Genomic DNA, 15,750 nt, shown 5'->3' with positions numbered 1-15,750 from the left:
CTGGAGAGAACCCAGATGATGCGCCACCTCATCTCGGCCGCCGACCTCACCCGCGACGACGCCGTCCTGATCCTCGACACCGCCGAGGAGATGGCCCGGGTCGCCGACCGGCCGATCAAGAAGCTGCCCACCCTGCGCGGCCGCACGGTCGTCAACCTCTTCTTCGAGGACTCGACCCGCACCCGGATCTCCTTCGAGGCCGCCGAGAAGCGGCTCTCGGCGGACGTCATCAACTTCACCGCCAAGGGTTCCTCGGTCTCCAAGGGCGAGTCGCTGAAGGACACCGCGCAGACGCTGGAGGCGATGGGCGTGGACGCCGTCGTCATCCGGCACGGCGCGAGCGGGGCCCCCTACCGGCTCGCCACGTCCGACTGGATCGACGCGACCGTCATCAACGCCGGCGACGGGACCCACCAGCACCCCACCCAGGCCCTGCTCGACGCCTTCACCATGCGGCGCCGGCTGGTCGGCCGGGACGCGGGCCTCGGCCAGGACCTGGACGGCAAGCGGATCACGCTGGTCGGCGACGTCCTGCACAGCAGGGTCGCCCGGTCGAACGTCGACCTGCTGCACACCCTGGGCGCCGAGGTCACCCTCGTGGCACCGCCCACCCTGCTGCCGATCGGCGTCGAGCACTGGCCCGCCCACGTCTCGTACGACATCGACAGCGTCCTCGCCAAGTCCGACGCGGTGATGATGCTGCGCGTGCAGCGCGAGCGCATGAACGCGGCCTTCTTCCCGACCGAACGCGAGTACTCGCGGCGGTACGGACTGGACGGCGAGCGGATGGCGAAGATGCCCGAGCACGCCATCGTCATGCACCCCGGCCCGATGGTCCGCGGCATGGAGATCACCGCAGAGGTGGCCGACTCCGACCGGTGCACGGTCGTCGAGCAGGTCGCCAACGGGGTCTCCGTGCGGATGGCCGTCCTCTATCTGCTTCTCGGCGGCAACGAGTCCGCCGCCCACACCACCGCACGTACCGAGGAGAACAAGTAATCATGAGCAAGATCCTTATCCGCGGTGCGAAGGTGCTGGGCGGCGAGACCCAGGACGTACTGATCGACGGCGAGACCATCGAGGCGGTCGGCACCGGTCTGTCCGCCGAGGGCGCCGAGGTCATCGAGGCCGACGGCAAGGTCCTCCTGCCGGGCCTCGTCGACCTCCACACCCACCTGCGCGAGCCGGGCCGGGAGGACTCCGAGACGGTCCTCACCGGCACCCGCGCCGCCGCGTCCGGTGGCTTCACCGCCGTGTTCGCCATGGCCAACACCTTCCCGGTCGCCGACACCGCCGGCGTCGTCGAGCAGGTCTACCGGCTCGGCAAGGAGTCCGGCTACTGCGACGTGCAGCCGATCGGCGCCGTCACCGTCGGCCTGGAGGGCAAGAAGCTCGCCGAGCTGGGCGCGATGCACGACTCGGCCGCCGGGGTGAAGGTCTTCTCCGACGACGGCAAGTGCGTCGACGACGCGGTGATCATGCGTCGCGCGCTGGAGTACGTGAAGGCCTTCGGCGGCGTCGTGGCCCAGCACGCCCAGGAGCCCCGCCTCACCGAGGGCGCCCAGATGAACGAGGGCATCGTCTCCGCCGAGCTGGGTCTGGGCGGCTGGCCGGCCGTCGCCGAGGAGTCGGTCATCGCCCGCGACGTACTGCTCGCCGAGCACGTCGGCTCGCGGGTGCACATCTGCCACCTGTCGACCGCCGGTTCGGTCGAGATCGTACGGTGGGCCAAGTCGCGCGGTATCGACGTGACCGCCGAGGTCACCCCGCACCACCTGCTGCTCACCGACGAGCTGGTCCGCTCGTACAACCCGGTCTACAAGGTGAACCCGCCGCTGCGCACCGAGAAGGACGTCCTCGCGCTGCGCGAGGCGCTGGCCGACGGCACGATCGACATCGTCGCCACCGACCACGCCCCGCACCCGCACGAGGACAAGGACTGCGAGTGGGCCGCCGCCGCCATGGGCATGGTCGGCCTGGAGACCGCGCTGTCCGTGGTCCAGCAGACGATGGTCGAGACGGGGCTGCTCGACTGGGCGGGCGTCGCCGAGCGGATGTCGTACGCCCCGGCCGTCATCGGACGCCTGGAGAGCCACGGCCGCCCGGTCGCCGCGGGGGAGCCCGCGAACCTGACCCTCGTCGATGCCGCTTACCGTGGACAGGTGGACCCCGCGGGCTTCGCCTCCCGCAGCCGCAACACCCCCTACGAGGGTCGCGAGCTGCCGGGACGCGTCACCCACACCTTCCTGCGGGGCCGGGCAACGGTCGTGGACGGGAAACTCGCGTGACATCTCTTATCGCACTGGCGGCAGAAGCCGAGAAGAAGTCGGCGGAAGTGACCGACTGGGGCTCGCGCATCGCGTGGGTCGTCGGACTGGCCCTCTTCGTCGCCCTCGTGTACTGGCTGATGCGCCAGGGCTGGAAGTGGCGCGGGACCCTCCAGTCGGACCTGCCCGAGCTCCCCGAATCGCCGGAGCAGCCCGGTGCGGCGAAGCTGAGGATGAGTGGCCGGTACCACGGGTCCACCACGGCCGGGCAGTGGCTCGACCGGATCGTGGCCCACGGTCTGGGCACGCGCAGCAGGGCCGAGCTGACCCTCACCGACCAGGGGCTGGTCGTCGTACGCCCCGGGGCGGGCGACTTCTTCATCCCCGCGCCCCAGCTCCGCGAGGCCCGGCTCGACAAGGGCATCGCGGGCAAGGTCCTCGCGGAGGGCGGCCTGCTGGTCGTCACCTGGGAGCACGGCGGCAAGCTGCTCGACTCGGGCTTCAGGTCCGACAGGGCGGCCGAGCACACGGCCTGGGTCGAGGCCATCACCACCATGAACAGCACAGCAGTGGCAGTTACTACGGAAGGCACCGCACGATGACGATCTCCACCCGGGGAGCCGGCCAGGCTCCCGCCGTACTCGTCCTGGAGGACGGCCGCAGCTTCCGCGGCCGCGCCTACGGGGCCGTGGGGGAGACCTTCGGCGAGGCGGTGTTCAACACCGGCATGTCCGGCTACCAGGAGACCCTCACCGATCCCTCGTACCACCGTCAGGTCGTCGTGATGACCGCCCCGCACGTGGGCAACACCGGCATCAACGACGAGGACGACGAGTCGGCGAAGATCTGGGTCGCGGGCTATGTCGTCCGGGACCCCGCCCGCATCCCGTCCAACTGGCGTTCCCGCCGGTCCCTGGACGACGAACTGGTCAAGCAGGGCGTCGTCGGGATCTCCGGCATCGACACCCGCGCCCTCACCCGCCACCTGCGCGAGCGCGGTGCCATGCGGGTCGGCATCTTCTCCGGTGCGGCCCTGGCCGACGAGGCGACCCTGCTCGCCCGCGTCAAGGAAGCCCCGCAGATGAAGGGCGCGAACCTCTCCGCCGAGGTCGCCACCAAGGAGACGTACGTCGTCCCGGCGATCGGTGAGAAGAAGTTCACCGTCGCGGCGATCGACCTGGGCATCAAGGGCATGACCCCGGCGCTGATGGCCGAGCGCGGCATCGAGGTGCACGTGATGCCCGCGACCGCCACGGCCGACGACCTCTACGCGGTCGCCCCGGACGGTGTCTTCCTCTCCAACGGCCCCGGCGACCCGGCGACCGTCGACCTCACCGTCATCAAGGAGGTCCTCGCCAGGAAGACCCCCCTGTTCGGCATCTGCTTCGGCAACCAGATCCTCGGCCGTGCGCTCGGCTTCGGCACCTACAAGCTGAAGTACGGCCACCGCGGCATCAACCAGCCGGTGCAGGACCGCACCACCGGCAAGGTCGAGGTCACCGCGCACAACCACGGATTCGCCGTCGACGCCCCGCTCGACAAGGTCTCCGACACCCCCTTCGGGCGGGCCGAGGTCTCCCACGTCTGTCTCAACGACAACGTGGTCGAGGGCCTGCACCTGCTCGACCAGCCCGCGTTCAGCGTCCAGTACCACCCCGAGGCAGCAGCCGGACCGCACGACGCGGCCTACCTGTTCGACCGCTTCGTGAACCTCATGGAGGGCCAGCGTGCCTAAGCGCACCGATATCCAGTCCGTCCTGGTCATCGGCTCCGGCCCGATCGTCATCGGCCAGGCCGCGGAGTTCGACTACTCCGGCACCCAGGCCTGCCGCATCCTCAAGGCCGAGGGCCTGCGGGTCATCCTGGTGAACTCCAACCCGGCGACGATCATGACCGACCCGGAGATCGCCGACGCCACCTACGTCGAGCCGATCACCCCGGAGTACGTCGAGAAGATCATCGCCAAGGAGCGCCCCGACGCGCTCCTGCCCACCCTCGGCGGCCAGACCGCGCTCAACACCGCGATCTCCATGCACGAGCAGGGTGTGCTGGAGAAGTACGGCGTCGAGCTGATCGGCGCCAACGTCGAGGCGATCAACAAGGGCGAGGACCGCGAGCTCTTCAAGGGCGTCGTCGAGGCCGTCAACGCCAAGATCGGCCACGGCGAGTCCGCCCGCTCGGTCATCTGCCACTCGATGGACGACATCCTCAAGGGCGTCGACGAGCTCGGCGGCTACCCGGTCGTCGTCCGCCCCTCCTTCACCATGGGTGGCGCCGGCTCCGGCTTCGCGCACGACGAGGAGGAGCTGCGCCGCATCGCGGGCCAGGGCCTCATGCTCTCGCCGACCACCGAGGTGCTCCTGGAGGAGTCCATTCTCGGCTGGAAGGAGTACGAGCTGGAGCTGATGCGCGACAAGGCCGACAACGTCGTGGTCGTCTGCTCCATCGAGAACTTCGACCCGATGGGCGTCCACACCGGCGACTCCATCACGGTCGCCCCGGCGATGACCCTCACCGACCGCGAGTACCAGCGGCTGCGTGACATCGGCATCGCGATCATCCGCGAGGTCGGCGTCGACACCGGCGGCTGCAACATCCAGTTCGCGATCAACCCCGACGACGGCCGCGTCATCGTCATCGAGATGAACCCGCGCGTCTCCCGCTCCTCGGCGCTCGCCTCCAAGGCCACGGGCTTCCCGATCGCGAAGATCGCCGCCCGTCTCGCCGTCGGCTACACGCTGGACGAGATCCCCAACGACATCACCGAGAAGACCCCGGCCTCCTTCGAGCCGACTCTCGACTACGTCGTGGTCAAGGTCCCGCGCTTCGCCTTCGAGAAGTTCCCGGCCGCCGACGCCACCCTCACCACCACCATGAAGTCGGTGGGCGAGGCCATGGCCATCGGCCGCAACTTCACCGAGGCGCTCAACAAGGCGCTGCGCTCGCTGGAGAAGAAGGGCAGCCAGTTCACCTTCGTCGGCGAGACCGGTGACAAGGCCGAGCTGCTGGAGACCGCCAAGGTCCCCACCGACGGCCGCATCAACACCGTCATGCAGGCCATCCGGGCCGGCGCCACCCAGGAGGAGGTCTTCGACGCCACGAAGATCGACCCCTGGTTCGTCGACCAACTGTTCCTGATCAAGGAATACGCGGACGAGCTCGCGGCCGCCGAGAAGCTCGATCCCGAGCTGCTTGCGGAAGCAAAGCGCCACGGCTTCTCCGACGTCCAGATCGCCGAGATCCGCGGTCTGCGCGAGGACGTCGTCCGCGAGGTCCGCCACGCGCTGGGAGTGCGCCCGGTCTACAAGACGGTCGACACCTGCGCCGCCGAGTTCGCCGCGAAGACCCCGTACTTCTACTCCTCGTACGACGAGGAGTCCGAGGTCGCGCCGCGCGAGAAGCCCGCCGTGATCATCCTGGGCTCCGGCCCGAACCGCATCGGCCAGGGCATCGAGTTCGACTACTCCTGCGTCCACGCCTCCTTCGCGCTCAGCGACGCGGGCTACGAGACCGTGATGGTCAACTGCAACCCGGAGACCGTGTCCACCGACTACGACACCTCCGACCGCCTGTACTTCGAGCCGCTGACGCTCGAAGACGTGCTGGAGATCGTCCACGCGGAGTCCCTCGCGGGCCCGATCGCCGGTGTCATCGTCCAGCTCGGCGGCCAGACCCCGCTGGGTCTCGCCCAGGCGCTCAAGGACAACGGCGTCCCGGTCGTCGGCACCCCGCCGGAGGCCATCCACGCCGCCGAGGACCGTGGCGCCTTCGGCCGCGTGCTGGCCGAGGCCGGTCTCCCGGCCCCCAAGCACGGCACCGCGACCACCTTCGCCGAGGCCAAGGCCATCGCCGACGAGATCGGCTACCCCGTTCTGGTACGCCCCTCGTACGTCCTCGGCGGACGCGGCATGGAGATCGTCTACGACGAGACCCGCCTGTCCTCCTACATCGAGGAGTCCACCGAGATCAGCCCCTCGCGGCCGGTCCTGGTCGACCGCTTCCTCGACGACGCCATCGAGATCGACGTCGACGCCCTCTACGACGGCACCGAGCTCTACCTCGGCGGTGTCATGGAGCACATCGAGGAAGCCGGCATTCACTCCGGCGACTCCGCCTGCGCACTGCCCCCGATCACCCTCGGCGGCTACGACATAAAGCGTCTGCGGATCTCGACGGAGGCCATCGCCAAGGGCGTCGGCGTGCGCGGACTGATCAACATCCAGTTCGCCATGGCCGGGGACATCCTCTACGTCCTGGAAGCCAACCCGCGCGCCTCGCGCACCGTCCCCTTCACCTCGAAGGCGACCGCGGTGCCGCTGGCCAAGGCCGCCGCCCGCATCTCGCTGGGCGCCACCGTCGCCGAACTGCGCGCCGAGGGCATGCTGCCGAAGACCGGTGACGGCGGCACACTGCCGCCCGACGCGCCGATCTCCGTCAAGGAGGCCGTGATGCCGTGGAGCCGCTTCCGCGACATGCACGGACGCGGCGTCGACACGGTGCTGGGCCCGGAGATGCGTTCCACCGGTGAGGTCATGGGCATCGACTCGGTCTTCGGCACGGCGTACGCCAAGTCGCAGGCCGGCGCGTACGGCCCGCTGCCCACCAAGGGCCGCACCTTCATCTCGGTCGCCAACCGCGACAAGCGCTCCATGATCTTCCCGGCCCGTGAACTGGTCGCCCACGGCTTCGAGCTGCTCGCCACCTCCGGCACCGCCGAGGTCCTCAAGCGCAACGGCATCAACGCCACCGTCGTGCGCAAGCAGTCCGAGGGCGAGGGCCCCAACGGTGAGAAGACCATCGTCCAGCTGATCCACGACGGTGAGGTCGACCTCATCATCAACACCCCGTACGGCACCGGCGGCCGCCTCGACGGCTACGAGATCCGTACGGCGGCAGTGGCCCGCTCCGTCCCCTGCCTCACCACGGTCCAGGCGCTCGCCGCCGCCGTGCAGGGCATCGACGCGCTCAACCGCGGCGACGTGGGAGTGCGCTCCCTCCAGGAACACGCGGAACATCTGACCGCGGCCCGCGAGGACAGCTGAGAACGAGGGGGACACCGGAAACGGTGTCCCCCTCTTCGCGAGCCGACCCCCACGCACCTCCCGAAGGCAGTCACCCATGTACAAGCTCCTCTTCCGCCTCGTCTTCACGCGGATGGACCCCGAGAAGGCCCACTACCTGGCCTTCCGTTGGATCCGCCTGGCCGCCCGCGTCCCCGTCCTGCGCACATTCGTGGCCGCCGCCCTCGCACCCCGGTACAAGGAACTCCGCACCGAAGCCCTCGGCCTGCGGATGCACGGCCCCTTCGGCCTGGCCGCCGGCTTCGACAAGAACGCGGTCGCCATCGACGGCATGACCATGCTCGGCTTCGACCACATCGAGATCGGCACCGTCACCGCCCAGCCGCAGCCCGGCAACCCCAAGAAGCGCCTCTTCCGCCTGATCGCCGACCGCGCGCTGATCAACCGCATGGGGTTCAACAACGAGGGTTCCGAAGCGGTGGCCGCGCGCCTGGCCGCCCGCAACCCCGTCTTCCGGGCGACCGTCGGCGTCAACATCGGCAAGACCAAGGTCGTCCCCGAGGAAGAAGCGGTGGGCGACTACGTCACCTCCACCGAGCGCCTCGCCGCGCACGCCGACTACCTCGTGGTCAACGTCTCCTCGCCGAACACCCCCGGCCTGCGCAACCTCCAGGCCACCGAGTCGCTGCGCCCGCTGCTCACCGCCGTGCGCGAGGCCGCCGAGCGCACCGTCACCGGCCGCCGCGTCCCCCTGCTGGTCAAGATCGCCCCCGACCTCGCGGACGAGGACGTCGACGCGGTCGCCGACCTGGCCCTGGAACTCGGCCTCGACGGCATCATCGCCACCAACACCACCATCGCCCGCGAGAGCCTCGGCCTGAAGTCCTCCCCCGAGCTCTACAAGGAGACCGGCGGTCTCTCCGGCGCCCCGGTCAAGGAGCGCTCCCTGGAGGTCCTGCGCAGGCTGTACGCCCGCGTGGGCGGCGAACTCACCCTCATCGGGGTGGGCGGCATCGAGAACGCCGAGGACGCCTGGCAGCGCATCCTCGCCGGCGCCACCCTCGTCCAGGGCTACAGCGCCTTCATCTACGAGGGCCCGTGCTACGCCCGCGCCGTCCACAAGGGCCTGGCCGCGCGCCTCGCCGCCAGCCCGTACGAGACCCTCGCCGAGGCCGTCGGCGCAGACACCCGGAAGCAGGCCGCCGCATGACCACTCCCTTCGGAACCCGCCTCCGCACGGCCATGGACACCCGTGGCCCCCTCTGCGTCGGCATCGACCCGCACGCCTCGCTGCTGAACGCCTGGGGCCTGGACGACGACATCAAGGGCCTGGAGACTTTCACCCGCACCGTCGTCGACGCACTCGCCGACCGGGTCGCGGTCCTCAAGCCGCAGTCCGCGTTCTTCGAGCGCTTCGGCTCGCGCGGCATCGCCGTACTGGAGAAGGCCGTCGAGGAGTCGCGGGCCGCCGGTGCGCTGGTCCTGATGGACGCCAAGCGCGGCGACATCGGCTCCACCATGGGCGCGTACGCCGCCACCTACCTCGACCCGGCGTCCCCGCTCTTCTCGGACGCGGTCACCGTCTCCCCGTACCTCGGCTTCGGCTCGCTGCGTCCGGCGCTCGACCTGGCGAGGGAGAACGGCGCCGGCGTCTTCGTCCTCGCCCTCACCTCCAACCCCGAGGGCGCCGAGGTCCAGCGCGCCACCGCCGCCGACGGCCGCTCGCTGGCCCAGCTGATGCTCGACCACATGGCCGCCGAGAACGCGGGCGCCGCACCGATGGGCTCGGTCGGCGCGGTCGTCGGCGCGACCCTCGGCGACGCGGGCGCGGATCTCGCGATCAACGGGCCGCTGCTCGCCCCGGGCATCGGCGCCCAGGGCGCGACTCCGGCCGACCTTCCCGGAGTCTTCGGGTCCGCCGTCGGGAACGTCGTCCCGAGCGTGAGCCGCGGTGTTCTGCGTCACGGACCCGACCTGACCGGACTCCGGGATTCCGCCCAGCGGTTCGCCGACGAGGTGCGGGAAGCGGTTTCCGGCGCCTGAGAGCGGGCCGGAGGTGGTCTTCGGGGTGCCTTTGGGCGAGCCGGGAGGCGGTCGGCGGACGGGTCCGGGAGCGAAGTTGACGAATTAGTGACCCAAAACCCGGGTGTTACGCGGCAAATGTCCAGCTCGTCTGAGGCTGACCAGGACTTTTAGTCCGTTCTCACTGACGGGAGCGGCCATGCCCGCTAGTCTCCGACGAGAGCAAACACACAGCTCCACCGTGTGTCGCTCACCGCGTGCGGAAGGGACTGGTTTCCGCACCGGTCCGTATCCGACAGATCGACATCCGAGGTGACGTAGGCGTGGCTCTTCCGCCCCTTACCCCTGAACAGCGCGCAGCCGCGCTCGAAAAGGCCGCCGCGGCTCGCCGGGAGCGGGCCGAGGTCAAGAATCGACTCAAGCACTCCGGCGCTTCCCTCCACGAGGTCATCAAGCAGGGCCAGGAGAACGACGTCATCGGGAAGATGAAGGTCTCCGCCCTTCTTGAATCCCTGCCCGGCGTGGGCAAGGTCCGCGCCAAGCAGATCATGGAGCGGCTCGGCATTTCCGAGAGCCGCCGGGTGCGCGGTCTCGGCTCCAATCAGATCGCATCGCTGGAGCGTGAATTCGGCGGCAGCGCTGCCTGATCCCTGCCCATGGGCATCCGGCGTTCCGGGCACCCCCGGAAAGCTGGAATAATCGCTCCATGGCTGCAACATCCCGGGGGACGTCCCCCGCACCCCCGGACGTACGTCCGCGGCTGACCGTGCTCTCCGGCCCCTCAGGGGTCGGCAAGAGCACGGTCGTCGCGCATATGCGCAAGGTTCACCCCGAGGTCTGGCTCTCCGTGTCGGCCACCACGCGCAAGCCGCGGCCCGGCGAGCGCAACGGCGTGCATTACTTCTTCGTCACGGACGAGGAGTTCGAGAAGCTCGTCGCCAATGGCGAGCTGCTGGAGTGGGCCGAGTTCGCGGGCAACCGCTACGGCACCCCGCGCAACGCCGTCAGTGAGCGCCTGGAAGCGGGCGAGCCCGTTCTCCTGGAGATCGACCTCCAGGGTGCCCGCCAGGTCAAGGAGTCGATGTCCGACTCCCAGCTGGTCTTCCTGGCCCCGCCGAGCTGGGACGAACTGGTCCGCCGCCTCACCGGCCGCGGCACCGAGTCGCCCGAGGTCATCGAGCGCCGGCTGGCCGCTGCCAAGGTCGAGCTCGCCGCCGAGGCCGAGTTCGACACCACCCTTGTCAACACCTCCGTCGAGGACGTAGCGCGTGAGCTGCTAGCCTTGATGGAAGTTGTTTGATCTTTGTCCATTTTTTCGGGCGCCCCAGAAGACCGGTCCTCCGGGAAGCCGGGTATCCCGGAAGTTTTCGGAAGGTAGAGCGTGTCCTCTTCCATTTCCACGCCCGAGGGCATCATCAACCCGCCGATCGATGAGCTGCTCGAGGCCACGGACTCGAAGTACAGCCTCGTGATCTACGCGGCCAAGCGCGCGCGTCAGATCAACGCGTACTACTCCCAGCTGGGCGAAGGCCTGCTGGAGTACGTCGGTCCGCTGGTGGACACCCACGTCCACGAGAAGCCGCTCTCGATCGCCCTGCGTGAGATCAACGCGGGTCTGCTGACGTCCGAGGCCATCGAGGGCCCTGCGCAGTAGCCGGTAGGCGAATTAGGCAGCACCAGCACCTTCACCACAGGCCCGACGGGACTCCCGTCGGGCCTGTGGTGTGTGATGGGTCATGCAGATGTCGGTCGGGTCGGTACGAGTGCGGGAGCTGTGACTGTGGAGAAGCCGAAGGTCGTCCTGGGAGTCAGCGGGGGCATCGCCGCCTACAAGGCGTGCGAGCTGCTGCGCCGGCTGACCGAGTCGGGCCATGACGTGCGGGTCGTACCGACCGAGGCGTCGCTGCACTTCGTGGGCGCCGCCACCTGGTCGGCGCTGTCCGGCAACCCGGTCTCCACCGAGGTCTGGGACTCCGTCCACGAGGTCCCGCACGTCCGCATCGGCCAGCACGCCGATCTGGTCGTGGTCGCCCCGGCCACCGCCGACATGCTCGCCAAGGCTGCCCACGGCCTGGCGGACGACCTCCTCACCAACACCCTGCTCACCGCCCGCTGTCCGGTCCTCTTCGCCCCCGCGATGCACACCGAGATGTGGGAGCACCCGGCCACCCAGGAGAACGTGGCGACGCTGCGCCGCCGCGGCGCGGTGGTCCTGGAGCCCGCCGTCGGCCGGCTGACCGGCGTCGACACCGGCAAGGGGCGGTTCCCCGACCCGGTCGAGATCTTCGAGACGTGCCGGCTTGTCCTGAGGAGGCACAGCCTCGGGCGTAGTGTCACCGAGCCCGACCTCACCGGCCGCCATGTCGTCATCAGCGCGGGCGGGACGCGCGAGCCGCTGGACCCGGTCCGCTACCTGGGCAACCGGTCCTCCGGCAAGCAGGGGTACGCCCTCGTGCGCACCGCGCTGGCCCGGGGCGCCCGGGTCACGCTGATCGAGGCGAACACCGGGTTCACCGATCCGGCCGGCGCGGACGTGGTCCACATCGGGACCGCCGCCCAGCTGCGGGAAGCGGTGCTGAAGGCGGCCGAGGACGCCGACGTGGTGGTGATGGCCGCCGCCGTCGCGGACTTCAGGCCCGAGACGTACGCCGCCGGGAAGATCAAGAAGCAGGACGGTCAGGAGCCCGCGCCGCTCACCCTGGTCCGTAATCCGGACATTCTCGCCGAGGTCGCGGGTGCGGGCAGCGGTGCGCGGCTCCGGCCGGGCCAGGTCGTCGTCGGATTCGCCGCCGAGACCGACGACGTACTCGCCAACGGCCGCAAGAAGCTCCGGCGCAAGGGCTGTGACCTGCTCGTCGTCAATGAGGTGGGGGAGCACAAGACCTTCGGCTCGGAGGAGAACGAGGCGGTGGTGCTGGCCGCCGACGGGGCCGAGACCCCGGTGCCTTACGGGCCGAAGGAAACTCTCGCCGAGGTCGTGTGGGACTTGGTCGTCCCTCGACTCGGCTAGAACCCCCAGCAGGACAATTCGGCTCGCCAGGGGTTCGAAACACCGTGAAATCGGGGTATTCGAACCCAGGTGCGGCTTGATTTCGGTGCCGTGCCGGGTAGTGCCGCCGGTCACACCACTCCCATTCGGCGAGACACGTGGTCCATCAGCCAGGCACGACAGATAAAGTGGTGGCGGATCGACGCCGGGCGCAGCTCCCGGCCGGTCCGCCAATGATCAGCCAGCAGCCGCTGCAACCCCAGGGAGCGTTGTGTCCCGTCGTCTGTTCACCTCGGAGTCTGTGACCGAGGGCCACCCCGACAAGATCGCTGACCAGATCAGCGACACGATTCTCGACGCGCTCCTCCGGGAGGACCCGACTTCCCGGGTCGCCGTGGAGACCCTGATCACGACGGGCCTCGTGCACGTCGCCGGTGAGGTCACCACCAAGGCGTACGCGCCGATCGCTCAGCTCGTGCGCGACAAGATCCTTGAGATCGGCTACGACTCCTCGAAGAAGGGCTTCGACGGCGCTTCCTGCGGCGTCTCGGTGTCCATCGGCGCGCAGTCCCCGGACATCGCGCAGGGTGTCGACACCGCGTACGAGAAGCGGGTCGAGGGCGACGAGGACGAGCTCGACAAGCAGGGCGCGGGCGACCAGGGCCTGATGTTCGGCTACGCCTGCGACGAGACCCCGGAGCTGATGCCGCTCCCGATCCACGTCGCGCACCGGCTCTCGCGCCGACTGTCCGAGGTTCGCAAGAACGGGACGATCCCCTACCTGCGCCCCGACGGCAAGACCCAGGTCACCATCGAGTACGACGGCGACAAGGCCGTCCGTCTCGACACCGTCGTGGTCTCCTCGCAGCACGCGAGCGACATCGATCTGGAGTCGCTGCTCGCCCCGGACATCCGCGAGTTCGTGGTGGAGCACGTCTTGGCGCAGCTCGTCGAGGACGGCATCAAGCTCGACACCGAGGGCTACCGCCTGCTGGTCAACCCGACCGGACGCTTCGAGATCGGCGGCCCGATGGGCGACGCCGGCCTCACCGGCCGCAAGATCATCATCGACACCTACGGCGGCATGGCCCGCCACGGCGGCGGCGCCTTCTCGGGCAAGGACCCGTCCAAGGTGGACCGCTCCGCCGCGTACGCGATGCGCTGGGTCGCCAAGAACGTCGTGGCCGCAGGTCTCGCCGCGCGCTGCGAGGTCCAGGTCGCGTACGCGATCGGCAAGGCCGAGCCGGTCGGTCTCTTCGTCGAGACCTTCGGCACGGCCACCATCGACACGGACAAGATCGAGAACGCCATCGCCGAGGTCTTCGACCTCCGCCCGGCCGCGATCATCCGCGACCTCGACCTGCTGCGCCCGATCTACGCCCAGACGGCCGCCTACGGCCACTTCGGCCGCGAGCTGCCCGACTTCACGTGGGAGCGCACGGACCGCGTGGACGCGCTGAAGAAGGCCGCGGGTCTCTAAGGCGTAGTGCTCTCCCGTCAGACGTACTGCCCGCTCGTCGGGCGTGCTGCGTGTGGCTGGGCCCCGGATCGCTCGAAGCGGTCCGGGGCCCATTTTTTGTGCCGTCCCAAATGCGTATGCCACGCAATTGCCTTGGTCCGGTCCGGAGTCGAGGGCCTAGGGTGGCTGGGGTCCGGTGCGGGAGCGAGCGGATACTTCCCGGGCGAACACGCCCTCGCGGGTTCGAATCCCGCCCTCGGGTCCCTTGGTACGGGGGCCGGTGTGGCCGAGTGGTCTATGGCAGAGGCGCCCCTTCGGGCGTTCGTGATCCGCTCGCCGATTTGATCTCGGACGTACGACCGGAGGTGCCACCGCGGCCGGAAGCGCCGCGGTGCACCACCGCCACCGCGGTCAGACCGAGCGCCAGCCCCGCGACGGTCTGGGCGCCGAAGGGCTCGCCGAAGGCGACGGCACCCCAGACGGCGGTGACCGGGGCCATCAGGAACATCAGGGTGTTGACCCTGGTGACGCCGGACCGGTGCAGCACCACCCAGTACAGGCCGTAGCCGCCGAAGGTGGACAGGACCACGAGCCAGGCGGTCGCCACCCAGAAGGGCGTCTCGGCGGGCGGCGCCGCCGCCCCCGAAGCGAGGGCGAGCGCGGTGAAGACGACGGCGCTGGTGGTGCAGTGGACGGTCATCGACACCATCGGCGGCACCCGCCGGCGCGAGCGGCTCTCCAGGAAGGTGGCAGCCACCAGCGACAGCATGCCGAGGAACGGGACCAGATAGGCCCACCACGCGGGTCCGCTCCCCGCACCGGCGTCGGCCAGCGTGACCAGCAGCACTCCTGCGGTCCCCAGCGCCAGCCCGAACCACTGGCTCCGCGAGACGAACAGACCGAGCAGCGGCCCCGCGAGGGCTCCGGCGACCAGGGGCTGCACACCGTCGATGAGGGCCGTGGTGCCGCTGGAGACGCCGAGCTGGATGGCGGAGTAGACGGTGAGCAGATAGCCGCTCTGGGACAGCGCGCCGATCAGTGCCTGACGTGCCACTTCGCGTGCCGTGAGGCCCCGCCAGGTCCTGCGGGCCAGCGCGGCCACGGCCAGCAGCGCGACGGCCAGCGGCAGGAAACGCCACATCAGGACGGTCACCGCGGGCGCGCTTCCCGCACCGAGCTTGGCGCCGATGAACCCGGAACTCCAGCAGAGCACGAAGCCCGCCGCGAGGGCGAGGTCGGTGAGAGCGCGTCCTGACGGTCCCGGCAGCCTGGGTATACCGATCTGTATAGCCATGGCGTTGACTATACAGATCGGTTTACTGTGGGGGCATGAATCCTGTGAAGAAGCCGCAACCTCTCACCCAGCGGAAGCGCGTCACGATGACACCCGCCGCCGTACGGGTGCTGGAGGCCGCCGGGCGGCTCTTCTACGCCAACGGCATCCACGCGGTCGGGGTGGACCGCATCGCCGCCGAGGCGGGAGTCACCAAGAAGACGCTCTACGACCGGTTCGGCTCCAAGGAGCAACTGGTGGTGGAGTATCTGGCGGAGCGCGACGAGCGGTGGCAGGCCTTCCTGGCGGCGCGGTGGGACGCCGTGCCCAAGGAGCCGACGGCCCGTGTCCTGGCCGTGTTCGACGCCTCCCACGCGTGGGCCACGGAGGTCGGCTCCAGGGGGTGCAGCATGATCAACGCCCATGCGGAGATCAACGACCCCGCCCACCCCGCGTACCCGGTACTCGTCGGGCAGAAGGCGTGGATGCTCGACCTGTTCACCGGGCTCGCCGAGGAGTGGGCGCCGGGGCGGGGTGCGGAACTCGGCCGGACGTTGCTGCTCCTGCACGAAGGGGCGCTGGTCGCGCACGGCATGAAGATGTTCGCGGAGCCGGTGCTGCACGCCAGGGAGCAGGCGCGGGCGGTCCTCGCGGTGGCGGGCGGGGCGGGGTGAAGCGGGCTGCGGCCACCGTGCGCTGTCAGTGGGGTCTGGTAGGTA

General features: G+C 69.7%; 14 protein-coding genes. 13 read left to right on the top strand and 1 reads right to left on the bottom strand.

Going from position 1 to position 15,750, the window contains the following annotated elements; all coding sequences use genetic code 11:
- Nucleotides 1-15 precede the first annotated feature (15 nt).
- From ACIA73_RS13995 to metK, 12 genes are all read left to right on the top strand, one after another.
- Nucleotides 16-999, top strand: coding sequence for an aspartate carbamoyltransferase catalytic subunit (locus ACIA73_RS13995; protein WP_399439031.1), 984 nt, complete (start codon nucleotides 16-18; stop codon nucleotides 997-999).
- A 2-nt stretch (nucleotides 1,000-1,001) separates the two neighbouring features.
- Nucleotides 1,002-2,288 (top strand): dihydroorotase, encoded by a 1,287-nt coding sequence (locus ACIA73_RS13990; RefSeq protein ID WP_399438702.1) that lies wholly within the window; start codon nucleotides 1,002-1,004, stop codon nucleotides 2,286-2,288.
- Nucleotides 2,285-2,869, top strand: coding sequence for a hypothetical protein (locus ACIA73_RS13985; protein ID WP_399438700.1), 585 nt, complete (start codon nucleotides 2,285-2,287; stop codon nucleotides 2,867-2,869). Before ACIA73_RS13990 ends, ACIA73_RS13985 begins: the two co-directional genes overlap by 4 nt.
- Nucleotides 2,866-4,002: a glutamine-hydrolyzing carbamoyl-phosphate synthase small subunit gene (gene carA, locus ACIA73_RS13980; protein WP_399438699.1), complete on the top strand. Its 1,137-nt coding sequence runs from the start codon at nucleotides 2,866-2,868 to the stop codon at nucleotides 4,000-4,002. Before ACIA73_RS13985 ends, carA begins: the two co-directional genes overlap by 4 nt.
- Nucleotides 3,995-7,309, top strand: a complete 3,315-nt coding sequence (carB, locus tag ACIA73_RS13975; RefSeq protein ID WP_399438698.1) for a carbamoyl-phosphate synthase large subunit — start codon at nucleotides 3,995-3,997, stop codon at nucleotides 7,307-7,309. The genes carA and carB overlap by 8 nt, the downstream gene beginning before the upstream one ends.
- A 76-nt stretch (nucleotides 7,310-7,385) precedes the next feature.
- Nucleotides 7,386-8,498 (top strand): quinone-dependent dihydroorotate dehydrogenase, encoded by a 1,113-nt coding sequence (locus ACIA73_RS13970; protein WP_399438697.1) that lies wholly within the window; start codon nucleotides 7,386-7,388, stop codon nucleotides 8,496-8,498.
- A complete protein-coding gene (pyrF, locus tag ACIA73_RS13965; protein ID WP_399438696.1) occupies nucleotides 8,495-9,331 on the top strand; it encodes an orotidine-5'-phosphate decarboxylase in 837 nt (278 codons plus the stop codon). Before ACIA73_RS13970 ends, pyrF begins: the two co-directional genes overlap by 4 nt.
- A gap of 302 nt (nucleotides 9,332-9,633) precedes the next feature.
- Nucleotides 9,634-9,957 (top strand): integration host factor, encoded by a 324-nt coding sequence (locus ACIA73_RS13960; RefSeq protein WP_014157387.1) that lies wholly within the window; start codon nucleotides 9,634-9,636, stop codon nucleotides 9,955-9,957.
- Nucleotides 9,958-10,016: 59 nt separating this feature from the next.
- On the top strand, nucleotides 10,017-10,610 hold the full coding sequence (gmk, locus tag ACIA73_RS13955) for a guanylate kinase (protein WP_399438695.1): 594 nt from the start codon (nucleotides 10,017-10,019) through the stop codon (nucleotides 10,608-10,610).
- Between the two features lie 81 nt (nucleotides 10,611-10,691).
- Nucleotides 10,692-10,964, top strand: a complete 273-nt coding sequence (gene rpoZ / locus ACIA73_RS13950; RefSeq protein ID WP_028814064.1) for a DNA-directed RNA polymerase subunit omega — start codon at nucleotides 10,692-10,694, stop codon at nucleotides 10,962-10,964.
- 126 nt (nucleotides 10,965-11,090) lie between these two features.
- Complete coding sequence (coaBC, locus tag ACIA73_RS13945) at nucleotides 11,091-12,320, top strand: bifunctional phosphopantothenoylcysteine decarboxylase/phosphopantothenate--cysteine ligase CoaBC (protein WP_399438694.1); 1,230 nt, start codon at nucleotides 11,091-11,093, stop codon at nucleotides 12,318-12,320.
- Nucleotides 12,321-12,570: 250 nt separating this feature from the next.
- A complete protein-coding gene (gene metK, locus ACIA73_RS13940; RefSeq protein WP_399438693.1) occupies nucleotides 12,571-13,779 on the top strand; it encodes a methionine adenosyltransferase in 1,209 nt (402 codons plus the stop codon).
- Nucleotides 13,780-14,053: 274 nt separating this feature from the next.
- On the opposite strand, the gene ACIA73_RS13935 is transcribed toward metK, so the two are convergent.
- Complete coding sequence (locus ACIA73_RS13935) at nucleotides 14,054-15,052, bottom strand: DMT family transporter (protein WP_399438692.1); 999 nt, start codon at nucleotides 15,050-15,052, stop codon at nucleotides 14,054-14,056.
- Between the two features lie 35 nt (nucleotides 15,053-15,087).
- Here ACIA73_RS13935 and ACIA73_RS13930 point away from each other — a divergent pair, with 35 nt between their 5' ends.
- Entirely contained in the window at nucleotides 15,088-15,705 is a 618-nt protein-coding gene (locus ACIA73_RS13930; protein ID WP_399438691.1) for a TetR/AcrR family transcriptional regulator, read from the top strand.
- The last annotated feature ends 45 nt before the right edge of the window (nucleotides 15,706-15,750 follow it).

Source organism: Streptomyces sp. NPDC051561 (assembly GCF_044454195.1).
In the GTDB taxonomy this organism is placed as follows: domain Bacteria; phylum Actinomycetota; class Actinomycetes; order Streptomycetales; family Streptomycetaceae; genus Streptomyces.
Note: the sequence above shows the minus strand (reverse complement) of the source record. Positions and strands in the feature narration are given on the sequence as shown.